This window comes from Microbacterium sp. Y356 (assembly GCF_059445355.1).
On the sequence record NZ_JCAIUE010000001.1, the window covers coordinates 983,033 to 997,402 of the forward strand.

The following is a 14,370-nucleotide window of genomic DNA, read 5'->3' on the forward strand; positions in this document are numbered from 1 at the left end:
GTCCTTAGTAATCTTTGCGGCGCTTACTGGGCGACCTGGTCGAGGGTGTACGTCGTGGGCTGCTGAGCAGCGTGCGGGTGCTCTGCACCGACGTAAACCTTGAGCTTCAACAGCTGAGCGCGACCGAGGCTGTTCTTGGGGAGCATGCCGCGGACGGCCTTCTCCACAGCGCGGATCGGGTTCTTCTCGAGGAGCTCTTCGTAGGAGACCTTCTTGAGGCCGCCCGGGTAGCCCGAGTGGCGGTACGCCATCTTCTTCTGGAGCTTCTGACCCGTGAGCACGACCTTGTCGGCGTTCACGATGATCACGAAGTCACCCGAGTCGAGGTGGTTTGTGAAGGTCGGCTTGTGCTTGCCGCGCAGGAGCGCTGCGGCGTGGGAGGCGAGGCGGCCGAGAACGACGTCGTTGGCGTCGATGATTACCCAGTTACGCTGGATCTCCCCGGCCTTCGGGGTATAAGTGCGCGTCACAATAGTGCTGCTTTCTTGTCGAACGGAGAGGTTCGTGAATCCCACTCCGGGGTGGTTCCTGTCGGAACACGCCAGTGGAGGGCTCACGTTCGCGGCACTCGGCAGTCGAGTACCAAAGGTATAGCTTACGTCATCTCTCCCAGAAGTGGGAATCGGGGTGGCTCGGGTGCGGCGGGCGGCCCGGTCGGGCGGCCCCGGTCGGGCGGAGGTGTCACTCGTTGCCGCTTCACCCCGCCCGAAGCGACCACCTGCGACCCCCGCCCGCGCGCCGCACCACACGACCCCGCAGGAGGTGTCACCCGTTGCCGCTCCACGCAGCCCGAAGCGACCATCTGCGACCCCCGCCCGCGCGCCGCCCCGTTCCTTCGGCGCCCCGCAGGACGCGCGACTCCATCTGCACAATTCGCGGATGCCGCCGATTCTGCACGGATCACGGGTTTCGACGCTCGGCGGCGCACCCTGACGAGGCACTGTTGGCTCATGACGCGGCATCCGCTCCCTCTTCCCTCCGATCTCGGCGGGCAGTTCGCCGTGTCCGACGCCGTCGCCGAAGGATCCTCACGACGACGGATGCGCGCGACAGACCTCACGTCGCCGTTCTATGGCGTCCGTCGCCGCGCCGAACTCACTCGCCAGCGCGCTGAAGCCGCCGAAAAGGACACCGATCCCCATGCCGAGCTCCGCCGAAAACGGCTGGAGCTGATCGATGATGCGCGGGCTTACGCCACGGTCATGCCCGAGGGTAGTTTCTATTGCGGACGCACGGCTGCGGCCATCCTCAACGCGCCGATCACGATTCCCGATCACCCCGATGTCGCGGTCATCGCTCCCCGGCGGGCCCCGCGAGCGAAGGGTATCCGTGGGCGCAAGGTGGCCGCGCACCTGGTCGACGTCGGCAGTTTCGACGGGTTGCCGGTATCGAGTCCGGCATCCACCTGGGCGATGCTCAGTCAAGAGCTTTCGACACGCCAGCTCGTGGAGGTCGGCGACGCACTGGTGCAGATCCCGCGGGATGATTTCGGGACTCCACATCCAACTCGAGCGCTCGCGTCGTTGCGTGACTTGACTGATGCAGTCGCAGCGGGCCCCCGACCTGGTGGCACTCAGCGGTTGCGCGATGCTCTCGAGTTGATCCGGGTAGGCAGTTCTTCGCCACTCGAGACCGACTACCGACTGGATGCCGCGTCGGCGAACCTGCCCATCCCCGAGCTGGATGTGGACATTCACGATGAGGATGGGCGGCGGATCGGCATCTCGGAGTTCCTGTACCGCGACTATCGGGTCGTCGTGGAAGTGGAAGGAGACCAGCACCGAACTTCACGAGCCCAATGGAACCGCGACATCGAGAAGTACTACGCGTACGCTGCGATCGGACTGGAAGTCGTACGCCTCACCTCGAAGCACATCCTCGGCCGGTATCCGACGGCCGTCGACCTCGTCGCCGCCACGCTGCGCCGCCGTGGCTGGAACGGGTGACGTCCCGCACAGATCGGGTTCCGGTTAGGCCGGGAAGTGACGCAGATCGGTACCGGCCGGTCCGGAGGGTCGCAGATCGTCGCCAACAGGCTGCACGAACGGCAATGTGCGCCCCCTCGCCGCCACTGGTGCGGAGGTGGGTGCGGCGGGAGGTGGCGCAGGTTGCCGGGTTGATCCGCGAGAGGCGGCAATGTGCGACACCTCCACCCGCGCCCCCGAGCGCCCCTCACTCCGGGAACGGCACCCGCGACGCGCGACCCGACGGCGCCTGCTCGAGTCGCTTCTCCGCGCGAATGCGATCCCGCTCGATCGTCTCGAACGCCGACTCCACGGATGCCGCAAACACCTCTCCGCCGGCCTCATCTGGGTGGATGCCGTCGCCGGCGAGCAAATCCGTGTGCGAAGTGATCGCGCCCGACCAGTCAGCGACCCACACCTTGCGGTGTCGGTCTGCGAAGTCGTCGAGGTCGGCGTTCACGCCCGGGATCCACTCCCGCGGAGCGTAGGCGTTGACGAGGATCAGGTTTCGATCTGTACCGACGATCTGCGACATCTGATCGAGCACGCCTTGATCGACGGGCCCGTTGGTCCCGAGCGCGACGACGACGTTCTCACGCAGCTCACCATTCGCGGCGAGTGCGGTCAGGAGATCCGGCCCCGCCCAGATCGAACGCGATACTTCCGCGTCCACCGCGATCCCAGGGAACTGGTCGATCAAGGATGGCGCCGACGCGAGCATCACCGAATCGCCCACGGCCGTGATCTGCGTGCCATCAGGCACGACGATCGCAGATTCAGATGCCGCAGCATCCGATTCCCCCGGCGCGAGAGGCGCGGCGGTCGCTGCAGGCACGCCAGGCGCTGGAGTCTCGCCAGGCGCAGGCGCGCGAGGCGCTGGAGTCTCCGATGCATCTTCCACGGCCCGCTCACCGAGGGTGATCATCGCCACCGCCGACGAAGTATGGGGAGCGTTCACGATCGCACCCGTCGTCCCCGCGATAGCGACGAGCGCGACCGTCAGTGCAGCGAGTCCGGTGAAGCGAGTCATAGGTGTCCCTGCGATCCGCTGTCCGAGCGCGCGCAGCGAGCGGCGGAATCCGTAGCGTCGCAACGGTTGCTCGACGAACCTGTACGACAGTGCGGCCGCGGTGACCGAGATCACGAGCGCCAACAGCCCGGCCACCACCGGAACTCCTCCCTCGGGCCCGAACCCCTGCACACCGATGAGTACGAGCACGAGAACCGGCCAGTGCCACAGGTAAATCCCGTACGAGCGGTCGCCGACCCAGCGCAGCGGAGCGACATCCAATCCGCGTCCGAACCACGACCCCGGCCAGATGCCGGCGAACACGGTGAGCAGGCTACCGACGGTCGCAAGCAGCAGCGCGCCGGGGAAGGTCACAGCATCCGCAGTCTCCGGCATCAGCGCGGCGATCACGATCGCACCGAGGCCCGCGGCCCCGATGCCCAGCGATGCCACCTGCATTCCACGCCCGCGCATCCATGCCCTCTCGGGCATATTCGCGGTAGCCAGCGCCAACGCGATGCCGAGCAGCAGGCCGAATGCGTGCGCGTCGGTGCCGAAGTACGCGCGCGTCACCTCACCAGCTCCGACGAGCTGCGCCATCCACCACGCAGACCCACCAGCGGCGACGACGAGCACCGCCACGCGCACCCAGCGACCGGGGATCAGCAACACCAGCGGAAGCAGCAGCGGCCACACTACATAGAACTGCTCTTCTACAGCCAACGACCAGAAGTTGCGGAACAGCTCGGGCGCGGTCGCAGCGAAATAATCCGTACCGTCGGCGACGGCGAGCCAGTTGTAGCTGAAGGTCGCAGCCCCCAGCACCTGGCGCCCCATCCCGACCAGCAGATCACCGCCCACCAGCCAGGCCGCGGTCGCACACACCGTGATCACGACGGCCAGAGCGGGCAGCAGCCGGCGTGCACGGCGACGCCAGAAATCGAGAAGTCGACCGGGCGCACCGAGGTGACCGAGCGGCGATGGACGCAGCAGCAACGAAGTGATCAGAAACCCGCTGATCACGAAGAAGACGTCGACCCCGACGAATCCGCCCCGCAGCGGCGAGGCCGGGAAGAGGTGGTAGACGACTACGAGGATGACAGCGAACGCACGCAGACCGTCGAGGCCCGCGAAACGTATGGAGGAGGTCTGGTTCTGTGTCATCGTGAGAGGTGCGCATCGGCTCGCGGCCGAACGAAGTCGAACGTCCAGTCTAAGCTGGTGTGGTGCGAATTCGGCTCGACATCGCCTATGACGGCACCCACTTCCGTGGCTGGGCAAAGCAGCCACGCCTGCGTACGGTGCAGGGAACTTTGGAGGATGCTCTCGCGCGCATCGTCGGCTCCGACGTCCAGTTCGTGGTCGCCGGGCGCACGGATGCGGGTGTGCATGCCGCCGGCCAAGTCGCACACGTCGATCTCGACGACGTCCAGTGGTCGCGTATTGCAGCACGGCGTGGTCGTGCTGCAGAGGATTCGGCCGCATCCATCGCTCGTCTCATGCGCGGAGTCCTCAGCGCGTACCCCGATTCCACGGTGCACCGCTCGTCGCTCGCTCCAGACGGCTTCGACGCACGATTCTCTGCGGTGTGGCGACGCTATCGCTACCGGCTGGCAGACGACGTCACCGGCTACGATCCGACACGCAGGCTCGATACCACCCGCATCCGCGGCGAGCTCGACGTCGAGGCGATGGATGCCGCGGCACAGTCCCTGATCGGCCTGCATGACTTCACGTCCTATTGCAAACCCCGCGAGGAGGCAACCATGATCCGCACGCTTCTCGACTACCGCTGGAATCGTGATGCCGAGGGCACACTGGTTGCGGAGGTCAAGGCCGACGCGTTCTGCCACAGCATGGTGCGCGCGCTCGTCGGAGCATGCGTCGCGGTCGGTCAGCACAGGCTCGATGTCGGCGATCCGGTTGTGCTGCGCGACGCGCTCGAGCGCACCAACCAGTTCAAAGTACTCGCCGCACGCGGTCTCATACTGACCGAGGTCGGCTATCCGTCAGATGACCTGCTCGCCGGGCGCGCAGAGCAGACACGCGCTCGCCGCAAGCTCCCGGAATGAACGATCACGACTGGCACGCGTTTCCATGGTTTAACGCAGTAGCGTGGCACTAATGAAGGTCATTTCTTACAATCTGCGCAAGCATCGTGCTGCGACTGAGCTTGAGGAGCTCGTGGCCGAGCACGGGCCAGATGTCCTCTGCCTTCAAGAGTGCGATGTGGATGCTCTGCCAGACGAGATCGGCGGGCTCAGCCTTGCGGATGCCACGCAGGGCAACCGCCTCGGTTTGGCGGTCTACTACCGGACCAACACCTTTCACCTACAGGCCATTCGCACGTTCGAGCTGAAGAAATCGTTGCACGATCGGATGCTGAAGCCGGCGCACGAACGTCTGCTTGGTGTGCGGCTGCTAGACATCGACGACGGTGGAGAGCTGATCGTGGCATCCTTCCACGCCGCTCCCCTCACCGCGCTGAATTCACTGCGACGCAACCAGATCCGCAAGGCCCTCACTCAGCTCGAATCGATGGGACCCGGGCTTCCGATACTCATGGTCGGGGACTACAACTACCCCGTGTTCAAAGAGAACCTCGGCCAGACCGTGCGCGATCACGGGTACACCCTGACGCTCAGCGACGACCGCACCTACACCCGATATCGGGTGTTCAAGGGGCACTACGACTTCGCCACCTCTGATGGCTTCACGATCAACAGCATCCAGACTCTTCCGCAGCGCTCCAGCGATCACCGACCGATCCTGGTGACGTCTGCCGTGGACACTTCCCGGTAGGTCGCTGTCCCCGCCACAACAAGGCAAGGGTCACAACACGGCAAGGGTCACATCACGGCAAGGGTCACATCACGGCGGGGTCGCAGATTGCCGCCGACACAGCCCGGATGCGACCATGTGCGACACCTCCGACGCCGGATGCGACCATGTGCGACACCTCCGACCGACCAACGTGCCGCGTCAGCCGCCGATGGCGTTCATGCCGCGCGCAGGCTGCAGGAAGCTCGGGTCGTTGATCGCATGACCCGGCAGTTTGCCGCGGATGCAGGAGCGCAGCATCCGATCGATCCTGACGTCGACAGACTCGGCCTCTGAGGCCTCATCGGCGCGCAGGATCGGCACCAGGTCGAACTCCGTCGTGGAGAACAGGCAGTTGCGCAGCTGACCATCCGCGGTCAGGCGCAGGCGGTCGCAGTTTCCGCAGAACGGGGCCGTCACTGAGGCGATGACGCCGACGGTGTGCGTGCTGCCGTCCAGCACCCATCGCTCTGCCGGTGCACCACCGCGCCCCGGCACGGGCGTGAGTTCCCAGCGTGCGGACAGCGCAGTGAGAATCTCGTCGCGCGTGACCATCTTCGAGCGATCCCAGGTGTGACCAGCATCCAAAGGCATCTGCTCGATGAATCGCAGCTCGGCATCGTGGGCGATCGCGAACTCGACGAGGTCCACCAATTCATCGTCATTCACGTCACGCATGGCGACGGCATTCAGCTTGAGCGGGCGCATCCCGGATGCCTGCGCAGCAGCGATCCCCGCCAGCACATCGTCGAGGCGGTCACGGCGAGTGAGCGCGTGGAAGCGATCGCGACGCAGCGTGTCGATGGAGATGTTCAGACGCCGCAGCCCCGCATCGGCGAGAGCGGGCAGTACTTCGGGCAGGCGGATCCCGTTCGTCGTCATCGCCAGCTCGACCGGGGTGCCGTCCGGCCCCTCGATCACGGAAAGCCGCCGCACGATGTCGACAATGTCGGCGCGCAGAAGAGGTTCACCACCGGTGAGTCGGAAGGTCGTCACACCGGCCGCCGCGGCAACCCGAGCAATCCGCTCGATCTCATCGATGGTGAGGATGCTGGAACGCGCGAGCCACTCGTTCCCCTGCTCCGGCATACAGTACGTGCAGCGCAGGGAGCAACGATCGGTCAACGAGATGCGAAGGTCGCGGTGCGCGCGGCCGTGCGTGTCGACCAGCGGCGAGGCCACGGGGACGACTGCGGCCACCGCTGCGCCTGGAGCATCCATATCACCGAGCGTAGCCCGCTCGCGCAGGATCGGCGGCGGCAGCGGACACACTGTTACCCCGCACAGGCTGCAACCGCACATGTTCCCGAGGGATCGAGAGCGTCACTGGCGTGCCGGGCGCCAACTGCAGAGCTGCGGCCTCCTCGACGGAAACGTCAGCTACGACCTCAGGCGCACTCGTGTGCACGCGCACGCCGCCGACCGCCTGTTCCAGGCGTACGACGCGGGCGCTCCACCGAGCGTCAACACCGTCAGCAGTATCGGATGCAGCACCGGTAGCACCCTCGCTGTCGGAGGCGGCACCCACCTCAGCATCCGCGGGAACCATCGGCGCGAGTCGCACCACGCCCGGATGGAACACAGCGGCGAGCGGCGAGCCATCCCGCATCCCCTCCACGGGTGCTCCCGCCTCCAGAACCAGCCCTGCCGCGCGCCAGCGGCCATCGATGATGCGCCCTTCGACGCGGTTCACTCCGGCAATCGTTGCCACGAACCCGGTCTCCGGCGCCGCCAGCACGTCGCGCACCGAGCCCGCCTGCGTCAGTGCGCCTTCCTCGACGAAAAGCAGACGGCTGCCGATGGCGACAGCATCCATCACATCATGCGTCACGATCAATGCCGTCGTTCGCGTCGCAGCCAACTGATCGTGCAGCAGGGCACGGATGTCACTCGCCGTCTGCGCATCCAGCGAGGTGAGCGGCTCATCCAAAAGCAGAACGTGAGGGTCGACAGCGAGGGCGCGGGCGACGGCGACGCGCTGCTGTTGCCCGCCGGAAAGTTGCGAGGGGCGCCGACCGCCGGTGCCATCCAATCCAACTCTGGCCAGCCACTCGTCTGCCCTTCGACGCGCCTCATCACGGCTGACGCCACGTGCACGCAGCCCGAAGGCCACATTCGCACTCGCGGTGAGGTGTGGAAAGAGGTGCGGCTCCTGCCCGAGCAGGACAACGCCGCGATCCGCCGCCGCGACGAAAGACCTGGCGGATGCGACCTCCCGTCCATCGATTGCGATCGAGCCGGAATTGATGCGCCTGAGCCCTGCAATCGCCTCGAGCAACGTCGATTTGCCTGCACCACTCGGACCCATGACCGCCACCACTTCGCCCGGCGCGAGGCGGAAAGCCACGTCGAGCTGAAACCCGTCCGGCTGTGTGACGACGATGTGCGCGTCCAGCGCCGCACCGGTCATCGTGATGCCCCGGGACGCCACGCACGCACGAGAAGCAGCACGGCGAGCGCGGTCACCAGCAGCAGCAGGCTGAGCGCCACAGCCGTGCCCTGCCCGACGCCTGAGCCGTTGAATGCCGTGTAGATCGCCAGCGGCATCGTCTGCGTGACGCCAGGAGCGTTGCCCGCGAACAGCGCGGTCGCACCGAACTCCCCCACCGCACGCGCGAAGCACAGCACTGTTCCCGCGATCAGACCGGGCGCCGCCAGCGGCAGCGTCACCCGCCAGAGGATCGTCCATCGCCCGGCCCCCAGCGTGGCCGCCGTGCGTTCGTATGCCGTACCGGAGGTGCGCAGCGAACCCTCCAACGCCAGCACGAGGAAGGGTAGCGCAACGAATGTCTGCGCCAGCACGACGGCGGAGGTGCTGAAGGGGATCCGCAGGCCCCACCAGGCATCCAGCAGCTGGCCGAGCGCACCGTTCCGGCCGAAGAGGAACAGTAGCGCGACGCCGCCGACCATCGGCGGCAGCACCAGCGGCACGGTGACCAGAGCCCGCAGCACTCCCGCAGTGCGCTGTCCACTGCGGGCGATGAGAAGTGCCAGCGGCACCCCGAACACCACGCACAGCGCCGTCGCGATCAGGCCGGTCTGCAGTGATAGCCCCAGCGCGTCCAACGCCGGGCGCGCAGTGATGTCGGCCCACAGCGTCGCCCACTGCACGCGCCCGACCAGAGCGATCAGCGGTACGACGAGAAGCGCGAGTCCGAGGATCGCTGGGAGCGCCAGCACCCGCGGAACGAACCCACTCACTTCGCGCATGCGTGTCACGGGCGGGGTGCGCCGAAGCCGTAGGACGCGAGGATCGCCTGGCCCTGTTCACCTGTGACGAACGCAGTGAACGCTGCGGCGGCATCCGGATGCTGCGATTCTGCGAGCGCGGCGATCGGATAGTCGTTCACGACGCTGTCGGCCCCCTCGGGCACAAAGGAAGCCACGTCCGTTCGACCCTGCACATCGGTGGCATAGACGAGCCCCGCATCCGCTTCGCCGGTGGCGACCTTCGTGAGGACGGCGGTGACATTCTGCTCAAGACTCACGGGCGTGGCAGCGACTCCGGAGTCGTCGAGGAGCGTCTGGGTCGCCGCGCCACACGGCACTTCCGGTGCGCACACGACCAGCGCGAGATCCGGCCGCGCGAGATCTGCGAGCTCGGCCACATCGGCGGGGTTGCCGGTGGGAGTAGCGACCACGAGAGTGTTGCTGGCGAACCGCTCCGGCGTGCCCGCGACCAACCCGGCATCCGTCACCTTCTGCATGTTGTTCTCATCGGCTGAGGCGAAGACGTCGACCTCCGCGCCGGCGATGATCTGCGTGGCGAGCACACCGGATCCGTCGGTGATGATGGGATTCACCGCGATGTCGGGATGCGCGCCCTCGAACTCGGTCGCGATCTCGTCGAAGGCCGCGCTGAGTGACGCAGCTGCGGAGATCGTGATCTCCACCTGCGGCTCGTCGACCGGAACATCGGTCGAGCCGCCAACCGAGGGCGTGGCCGCGCATCCAGTCAGCAGCAGCAGGGCGGATGCGGACACTGCGAGTATCCGTTTCATTACTCAATCCCTCGGGGTCTCGACGATCACATTCGTGGCCTTGACGATCGCCGTCGCGAGCGAGCCGACATCGAGGCCGAGCTCTCGAGCCGCCTCGGCCGACATCAGAGACACCACCCGGTGCGGACCGGCTTGGATGTCGATCTGGGCCATGACGCCTTCGATCTGCACGCGCGTCACCAATCCGGTGAAGCGATTGCGAGCGCTCGTGGGCACGTCCGGCGTCCCACTCGTCGATCCCGCCATTTCCGTCGCGCGAGCGGCGAGTGCCGCGCCGGGAATCTCTGTCGGGCTGGCGCCGGTCGTCGGCAGCAGCTCGTTGTCCACCCATCGACGCACGGTGTCATCGCTAACGCCAAGAAGCCGTGCGGCATCCGAGATCTTGAAGGCCTGCATGCCACGACAATAGCAGTCGCATTCGCGGGAAACTTGTCTTTTTTCTTCCGCAGATGCGGATATCTAAGATGACGGCACGTCCTGATGCCGAGCGACGCGCGGACTACCCTGAAGCCATGCATCTTCCTCCGCTCGTCGAACCTCTCGCAGCGCTCACCACAGAGGAGCGCGCTCGCACTGCGCGCCATGCCAGCCTGCGCGTCCTCGGCGAACTCGGGCAGCGACGACTGGCCGCTGCCCACGTCGCAGTGGTCGGCGCCGGAGGCCTCGGCTCGCCGGTGATCCTGGGGCTAGCCGCCGCCGGCATCGGAACCCTGACGATCATCGACGACGACGAGGTGGAGATCTCGAATCTGCAGCGCCAGGTGATCCACCGGCACTCCGATGTCGGCTCGGGCAAGGCCGATTCGGCCGTGCGCGCGGCCAGAGATCTCGCGCCGGCGGGTCTCGTGCGCCCCGTGTACGAGCACCTCACGCCGGACAATGCCGCCAGCATCCTGCGCGGAGCGGATGTCGTCATCGACGGCACCGATACCTTCGAGACGCGCGAGGCTGTCGCCGGCGCCTGCGAGTCGCTCGGCATCCCCCTGGTGTGGGGCACCGTGCAGGAGTTCGACGCGCAGGTGACGGTGTTCTGGTCGAATCCTCCTGCAGGAATCGCCGCCCGACGGCTGGCGGATCTCTACCCGCCCGGCAGCGTCGGCGAGCTGCCCACCTGCGCCGCGGTGGGTGTGCTCGGCACCGTCTGCCTGCAGGTCGGTTCTCTACTCGCAACGGAGGCGATCAAGCTCATTACCGGCATCGGAGATTCGCTGTTCGGCCGTGTCCTCGTCATCGATGGGCTGAACTCGCGCCAGTGGGAGGTTCCGCTCGGATCGCCGACAACAGCGGTTGCCGTCACAACGGCGAGCGCAGCCCCACCTTCCGCACCGCAACCCGCCGCAACGCCCCCTCCCGCACCCGCGCCGCATCCCACGATCTCGGCGCGCGAACTCGCGGACGCACTCTCGGCCGGCACTGCGGATGCCGTCGTCGATGTGCGCGAGGCCGACGAAGTGGCGACGGGGATGATCCCCGGCGCCACGCACCTGCCTCTGGCCGAACTGCTGGCCGAGCCCTCGATCGTGCGCGGTCCGGTGATCCTGGTCTGTCATGCCGGCTCGCGCGCCACTCGGGCCGCGGATGCTCTCACCGAAGCGGGCATAACGGCAACGGTGCTCGCGGGCGGCATGCTCGCCTGGGCTGCCGCCCTCGAGGCGGAACGCGCCTGATGCGCACGGTCGAAGAGCAGCTGGCGATTGTGCTCGCCGCTGTACGCCCGCTTCCCGCCGAGCGGATCGGATTGGCCGAAGCACTCGGTCGGACCCTTGCGGAGCCGGTGCGCGCGACGCTCGATATCCCCGTCTTCGACAACTCCGCCATGGACGGATTCGCCGTGCGTTTTGATGACGTCGCCGTCGCCACATCAGATTCCCCAGTGCGATTGCGCATCGTCGCCGATCTCCCCGCCGGGACCGAGCGTGATCCGACGCTCGACTCCGGCGAGGCCGCGCGGATCATGACGGGGTCGCCGGTGCCGACCGCGGCCGATGCCATCGTGCCTTTCGAGGACACCGTCGGCGGTCTCGAGAACTCCATCGACGAGGTGATCGTCGTCAGCTCTCCAAAGACCCGCGGAGCACACATCCGACGCCGCGGCGACGATGCCCTTGTCGGCGACGAGGTCGTGCCTGAGGGTGTCGCGCTGGGTGGTTTCCAAGTTTCGGCCGCGGCCGCAGCCGGCGCATCCGTGCTCAATGTCAGTCGCCGCCCCCGGATTGCCGTCATCTCCACCGGGTCGGAGCTTGCCCCTCCCGGCGCAGCGCTGCGGCGCGGGCAGATCCCCGAGTCGAACTCGTACCTCTTGGAAGGACTGGTCGCCGAGTGCGGCGCCGACGTGGTGCTGCGGGCCGTGGTTGCCGATGATGTCGAAGCGTTCCGCGCGGCCTTGGCGGAGGCATCCGCATTGGGTGCCGATGCGATCGTGACGTCCGGGGGCGTGAGCGCCGGTGCCTATGAAGTCGTCAAAGATACCCTCGGCCCTGGCGGAGAGCTGGAGTTCACGAAGGTGGCAATGCAACCGGGCAAGCCACAGGGGTTCGGGCGTCTCTCGGACGGAACTCTCGTGTTCGGTCTGCCGGGCAACCCGGTCAGCGTTGCGGTGTCATTCGAGACGTTCGTGCGCCCGGCGCTACTGACGATGCAAAGGCGAGACCACGTGCACCGCTCGCTCCTGCGGCTTCGCGCCGCGGAGGGGTGGCGCACCCCGGTGGGTCGTCGACAGTATCTGCCGGCAGCGATTGATCGACAAGACGCCGGGGGCTGGACGGTGCGACCTGCGACGGCCGGTGGCTCAGGCTCGCATCTGGCCGGCGGCCTCGCCCTCGCTGAGGCCCTCGCAGTCGTCGATGCGGCGGTCGACGTCGTACGCACCGGTGATCTGGTCGATGTCATGCTGTTGTCATGACCTTTACGCATCTGGACAGCGCAGGCCACGCACGCATGGTCGATGTCACCGAGAAACAGCCGACCGTTCGTGCCGCGACGGCCCGCGGGTTCGTCCGGTGCACTCCCGAGGTCGTCGCCGCGCTGCGCGATGGAACCGTCCCCAAGGGAGATGTCTTCGCGGTCGCGCGGATCGCGGGGATCGCGGGCGCCAAGCGCTGTGCCGAACTGCTGCCGCTTGCGCACGTCATCGGCGTGCACGGCGCAACCGTCGATGTCGCCGTAGAGGATTCCGGCGTCAGCATCGAGGCGACGGTGCGCACCGCAGACCGCACCGGCGTCGAGATGGAAGCGCTCACTGCGGTGTCGGTCGCAGCGTTGGCGGTCGTCGACATGGTCAAAGGACTCGATAAATCAACGTCGATCGAGAACGTGCGCCTCGTCGCGAAGACCGGCGGTAAGAGCGGCTCATGGGTGCGGTCCGACGAGTTGTGAGTCCTGCAGGCATGGTCGACAGCGCCACCGGAGTGCCCACTTCGGTCAGTGCGATCGTGCTCGCAGGTGGCCGCGCGACGCGCGTGGGCGGCGCGGCGAAGCCCCTCTTCGAAGTCGGCGGCACGACACTGCTCGCGCACGCCGTCGCCGCGGCGCACTCCATCGGATGCATCTCGATCACCATCGTCGGGCCTGAGCCTCACTCGGTTGCCGCGGACACGGCGGCTCCGCCGAGCGAATCTGCGGCGCCCGTCTGGGTGCGCGAAGATCCGCCGTTCGGCGGACCCGTATCCGCGATTGTCGCCGCACTGCGGTCATGGGGCGAACTGGCGGACACCGTGGCCGAATGGACTCTCATACTGGCGAGCGATCTCCCTCAGGCCGAGGCCGGTGTCGCTCTGCTCGCTGCAGGCATGGTCTACTTGCCGGCCGAGGCGGACGGCGTGTGCCTTTCGGATGCCTCGTCAAAACTGCAGTGGCTGACCGGCATCTATCGCACGTCGGCGCTCTTGCATGCGGCATCGAGCGTTCCGGATGCCGGCCACGGCGCATCCATGCGCGCATTGTTATCCGACCTGGTGATCGTCTTGGTCGACGCGCCCGGGCAGATCACGGCCGACGTCGATACGTGGGAAGATCTCGATGACGCGCGGCGGCTGTGCGCCGAGCGGGAAATGGAGCAGACATGAGCGACAATTCTTCGCGAACGCTGCCGCCAGAGGCATTGGATGCCTGGGCTGCCGCACTGCGCGAACGGTTCGATCTAACGGCGGAGGACCTGCCGATATCGCTGATCTTGAACCTTGCCGGCGATGTCGCGCGCGGGGTCGCCCGCCCGGCCGCGCCTTTCAGCGCCTTCGTCGCCGGACTCGTCGCCGGACGTGCCGGTGGGTCCAGCACCGATATCGCCGAAGCGGTCGATGCAATCACCGCACTGGCGAAGACTTGGGAGCAGTAGTGGCACACGTACGCTATTTCGCTGCCGCACGCGAGGCCGCCGGCGTCGACGAGGAAGAGCGTCCGGAGTCGACCCTCGGTGCACTGCGCGCGGCCCTCAGCGCCGATCGTCCTGCACTCAGCGGTGTGCTCCCGCGCTGCGCGGTGCTGGTGGGCGGTGTTCGAGTCGACGATGCGACCCCGATCGGCTCCGACACACTGGTAGACATCCTCCCGCCGTTCGCCGGCGGTTGAACGCCCGGCC

Annotated in this window: 16 protein-coding genes; 9 read left to right on the plus strand and 7 right to left on the minus strand. The window is 67.0% G+C overall.

Going from position 1 to position 14,370, the window contains the following annotated elements:
• Nucleotides 1-23: 23 nt before the first annotated feature.
• The gene (gene rplM, locus AC1C2Q_RS04725; RefSeq protein ID WP_495429895.1) at nucleotides 24-470 is read right to left on the minus strand and encodes a 50S ribosomal protein L13; all 447 of its coding nucleotides are present in this window, start codon (nucleotides 468-470) and stop codon (nucleotides 24-26) included.
• Nucleotides 471-950: 480 nt separating this feature from the next.
• Between rplM and AC1C2Q_RS04730 the strand changes: the two genes are divergently transcribed.
• Nucleotides 951-1,946, plus strand: coding sequence for a putative endonuclease domain-containing protein (locus AC1C2Q_RS04730; RefSeq protein WP_495449188.1), 996 nt, complete (start codon nucleotides 951-953; stop codon nucleotides 1,944-1,946).
• A gap of 226 nt (nucleotides 1,947-2,172) precedes the next feature.
• Here the strand turns inward: AC1C2Q_RS04730 and AC1C2Q_RS04735 are convergent, their stop codons facing one another.
• The gene (locus tag AC1C2Q_RS04735; RefSeq protein ID WP_495449189.1) at nucleotides 2,173-4,137 is read right to left on the minus strand and encodes an acyltransferase family protein; all 1,965 of its coding nucleotides are present in this window, start codon (nucleotides 4,135-4,137) and stop codon (nucleotides 2,173-2,175) included.
• A gap of 62 nt (nucleotides 4,138-4,199) precedes the next feature.
• Here AC1C2Q_RS04735 and truA point away from each other — a divergent pair, with 62 nt between their 5' ends.
• Complete coding sequence (gene truA, locus AC1C2Q_RS04740; protein WP_495449190.1) at nucleotides 4,200-5,045, plus strand: tRNA pseudouridine(38-40) synthase TruA; 846 nt, start codon at nucleotides 4,200-4,202, stop codon at nucleotides 5,043-5,045.
• A 52-nt stretch (nucleotides 5,046-5,097) separates the two neighbouring features.
• Nucleotides 5,098-5,775, plus strand: a complete 678-nt coding sequence (locus AC1C2Q_RS04745) for an endonuclease/exonuclease/phosphatase family protein (protein ID WP_495449191.1) — start codon at nucleotides 5,098-5,100, stop codon at nucleotides 5,773-5,775.
• 180 nt (nucleotides 5,776-5,955) lie between these two features.
• On the opposite strand, the gene moaA is transcribed toward AC1C2Q_RS04745, so the two are convergent.
• Genes moaA through AC1C2Q_RS04770 form a run of 5 tightly spaced genes read right to left on the minus strand, consistent with a single transcriptional unit; the run spans nucleotide 5,956 to nucleotide 10,190 of the window.
• The gene (gene moaA, locus AC1C2Q_RS04750; protein WP_495429900.1) at nucleotides 5,956-7,014 is read right to left on the minus strand and encodes a GTP 3',8-cyclase MoaA; all 1,059 of its coding nucleotides are present in this window, start codon (nucleotides 7,012-7,014) and stop codon (nucleotides 5,956-5,958) included.
• 1 nt (nucleotide 7,015) lies between these two features.
• Entirely contained in the window at nucleotides 7,016-8,224 is a 1,209-nt protein-coding gene (locus tag AC1C2Q_RS04755) for a sulfate/molybdate ABC transporter ATP-binding protein (RefSeq protein WP_495449192.1), read from the minus strand.
• Nucleotides 8,200-9,003, minus strand: coding sequence for an ABC transporter permease (locus AC1C2Q_RS04760; protein ID WP_495450546.1), 804 nt, complete (start codon nucleotides 9,001-9,003; stop codon nucleotides 8,200-8,202). The genes AC1C2Q_RS04755 and AC1C2Q_RS04760 overlap by 25 nt, the downstream gene beginning before the upstream one ends.
• 5 nt (nucleotides 9,004-9,008) lie before the next feature.
• Nucleotides 9,009-9,794, minus strand: a complete 786-nt coding sequence (gene modA, locus AC1C2Q_RS04765; protein ID WP_495449193.1) for a molybdate ABC transporter substrate-binding protein — start codon at nucleotides 9,792-9,794, stop codon at nucleotides 9,009-9,011.
• 3 nt (nucleotides 9,795-9,797) lie between these two features.
• On the minus strand, nucleotides 9,798-10,190 hold the full coding sequence (locus AC1C2Q_RS04770) for a TOBE domain-containing protein (RefSeq protein ID WP_495449194.1): 393 nt from the start codon (nucleotides 10,188-10,190) through the stop codon (nucleotides 9,798-9,800).
• A 68-nt stretch (nucleotides 10,191-10,258) separates the two neighbouring features.
• On the opposite strand from AC1C2Q_RS04770, the gene AC1C2Q_RS04775 reads away from it, so the two are divergent.
• The 6 genes from AC1C2Q_RS04775 to AC1C2Q_RS04800 are packed head-to-tail and all read left to right on the plus strand — an operon-like array spanning nucleotide 10,259 to nucleotide 14,360.
• Nucleotides 10,259-11,461 carry a ThiF family adenylyltransferase gene (locus AC1C2Q_RS04775; protein ID WP_495449195.1) on the plus strand — a complete coding sequence of 401 codons (1,203 nt, stop codon included), beginning with the start codon at nucleotides 10,259-10,261 and terminating at the stop codon, nucleotides 11,459-11,461.
• Nucleotides 11,461-12,696: a molybdopterin molybdotransferase MoeA gene (locus AC1C2Q_RS04780; protein ID WP_495449196.1), complete on the plus strand. Its 1,236-nt coding sequence runs from the start codon at nucleotides 11,461-11,463 to the stop codon at nucleotides 12,694-12,696. The genes AC1C2Q_RS04775 and AC1C2Q_RS04780 overlap by 1 nt, the downstream gene beginning before the upstream one ends.
• Nucleotides 12,693-13,169 (plus strand): cyclic pyranopterin monophosphate synthase MoaC, encoded by a 477-nt coding sequence (gene moaC, locus AC1C2Q_RS04785; protein WP_495449197.1) that lies wholly within the window; start codon nucleotides 12,693-12,695, stop codon nucleotides 13,167-13,169. The genes AC1C2Q_RS04780 and moaC overlap by 4 nt, the downstream gene beginning before the upstream one ends.
• Nucleotides 13,145-13,858: a molybdenum cofactor guanylyltransferase gene (gene mobA / locus AC1C2Q_RS04790; protein WP_495449198.1), complete on the plus strand. Its 714-nt coding sequence runs from the start codon at nucleotides 13,145-13,147 to the stop codon at nucleotides 13,856-13,858. Before moaC ends, mobA begins: the two co-directional genes overlap by 25 nt.
• Nucleotides 13,855-14,127, plus strand: a complete 273-nt coding sequence (locus AC1C2Q_RS04795) for a DUF6457 domain-containing protein (protein WP_495449199.1) — start codon at nucleotides 13,855-13,857, stop codon at nucleotides 14,125-14,127. The genes mobA and AC1C2Q_RS04795 overlap by 4 nt, the downstream gene beginning before the upstream one ends.
• Entirely contained in the window at nucleotides 14,127-14,360 is a 234-nt protein-coding gene (locus tag AC1C2Q_RS04800) for a MoaD/ThiS family protein (protein ID WP_495429909.1), read from the plus strand. Before AC1C2Q_RS04795 ends, AC1C2Q_RS04800 begins: the two co-directional genes overlap by 1 nt.
• The last annotated feature ends 10 nt before the right edge of the window (nucleotides 14,361-14,370 follow it).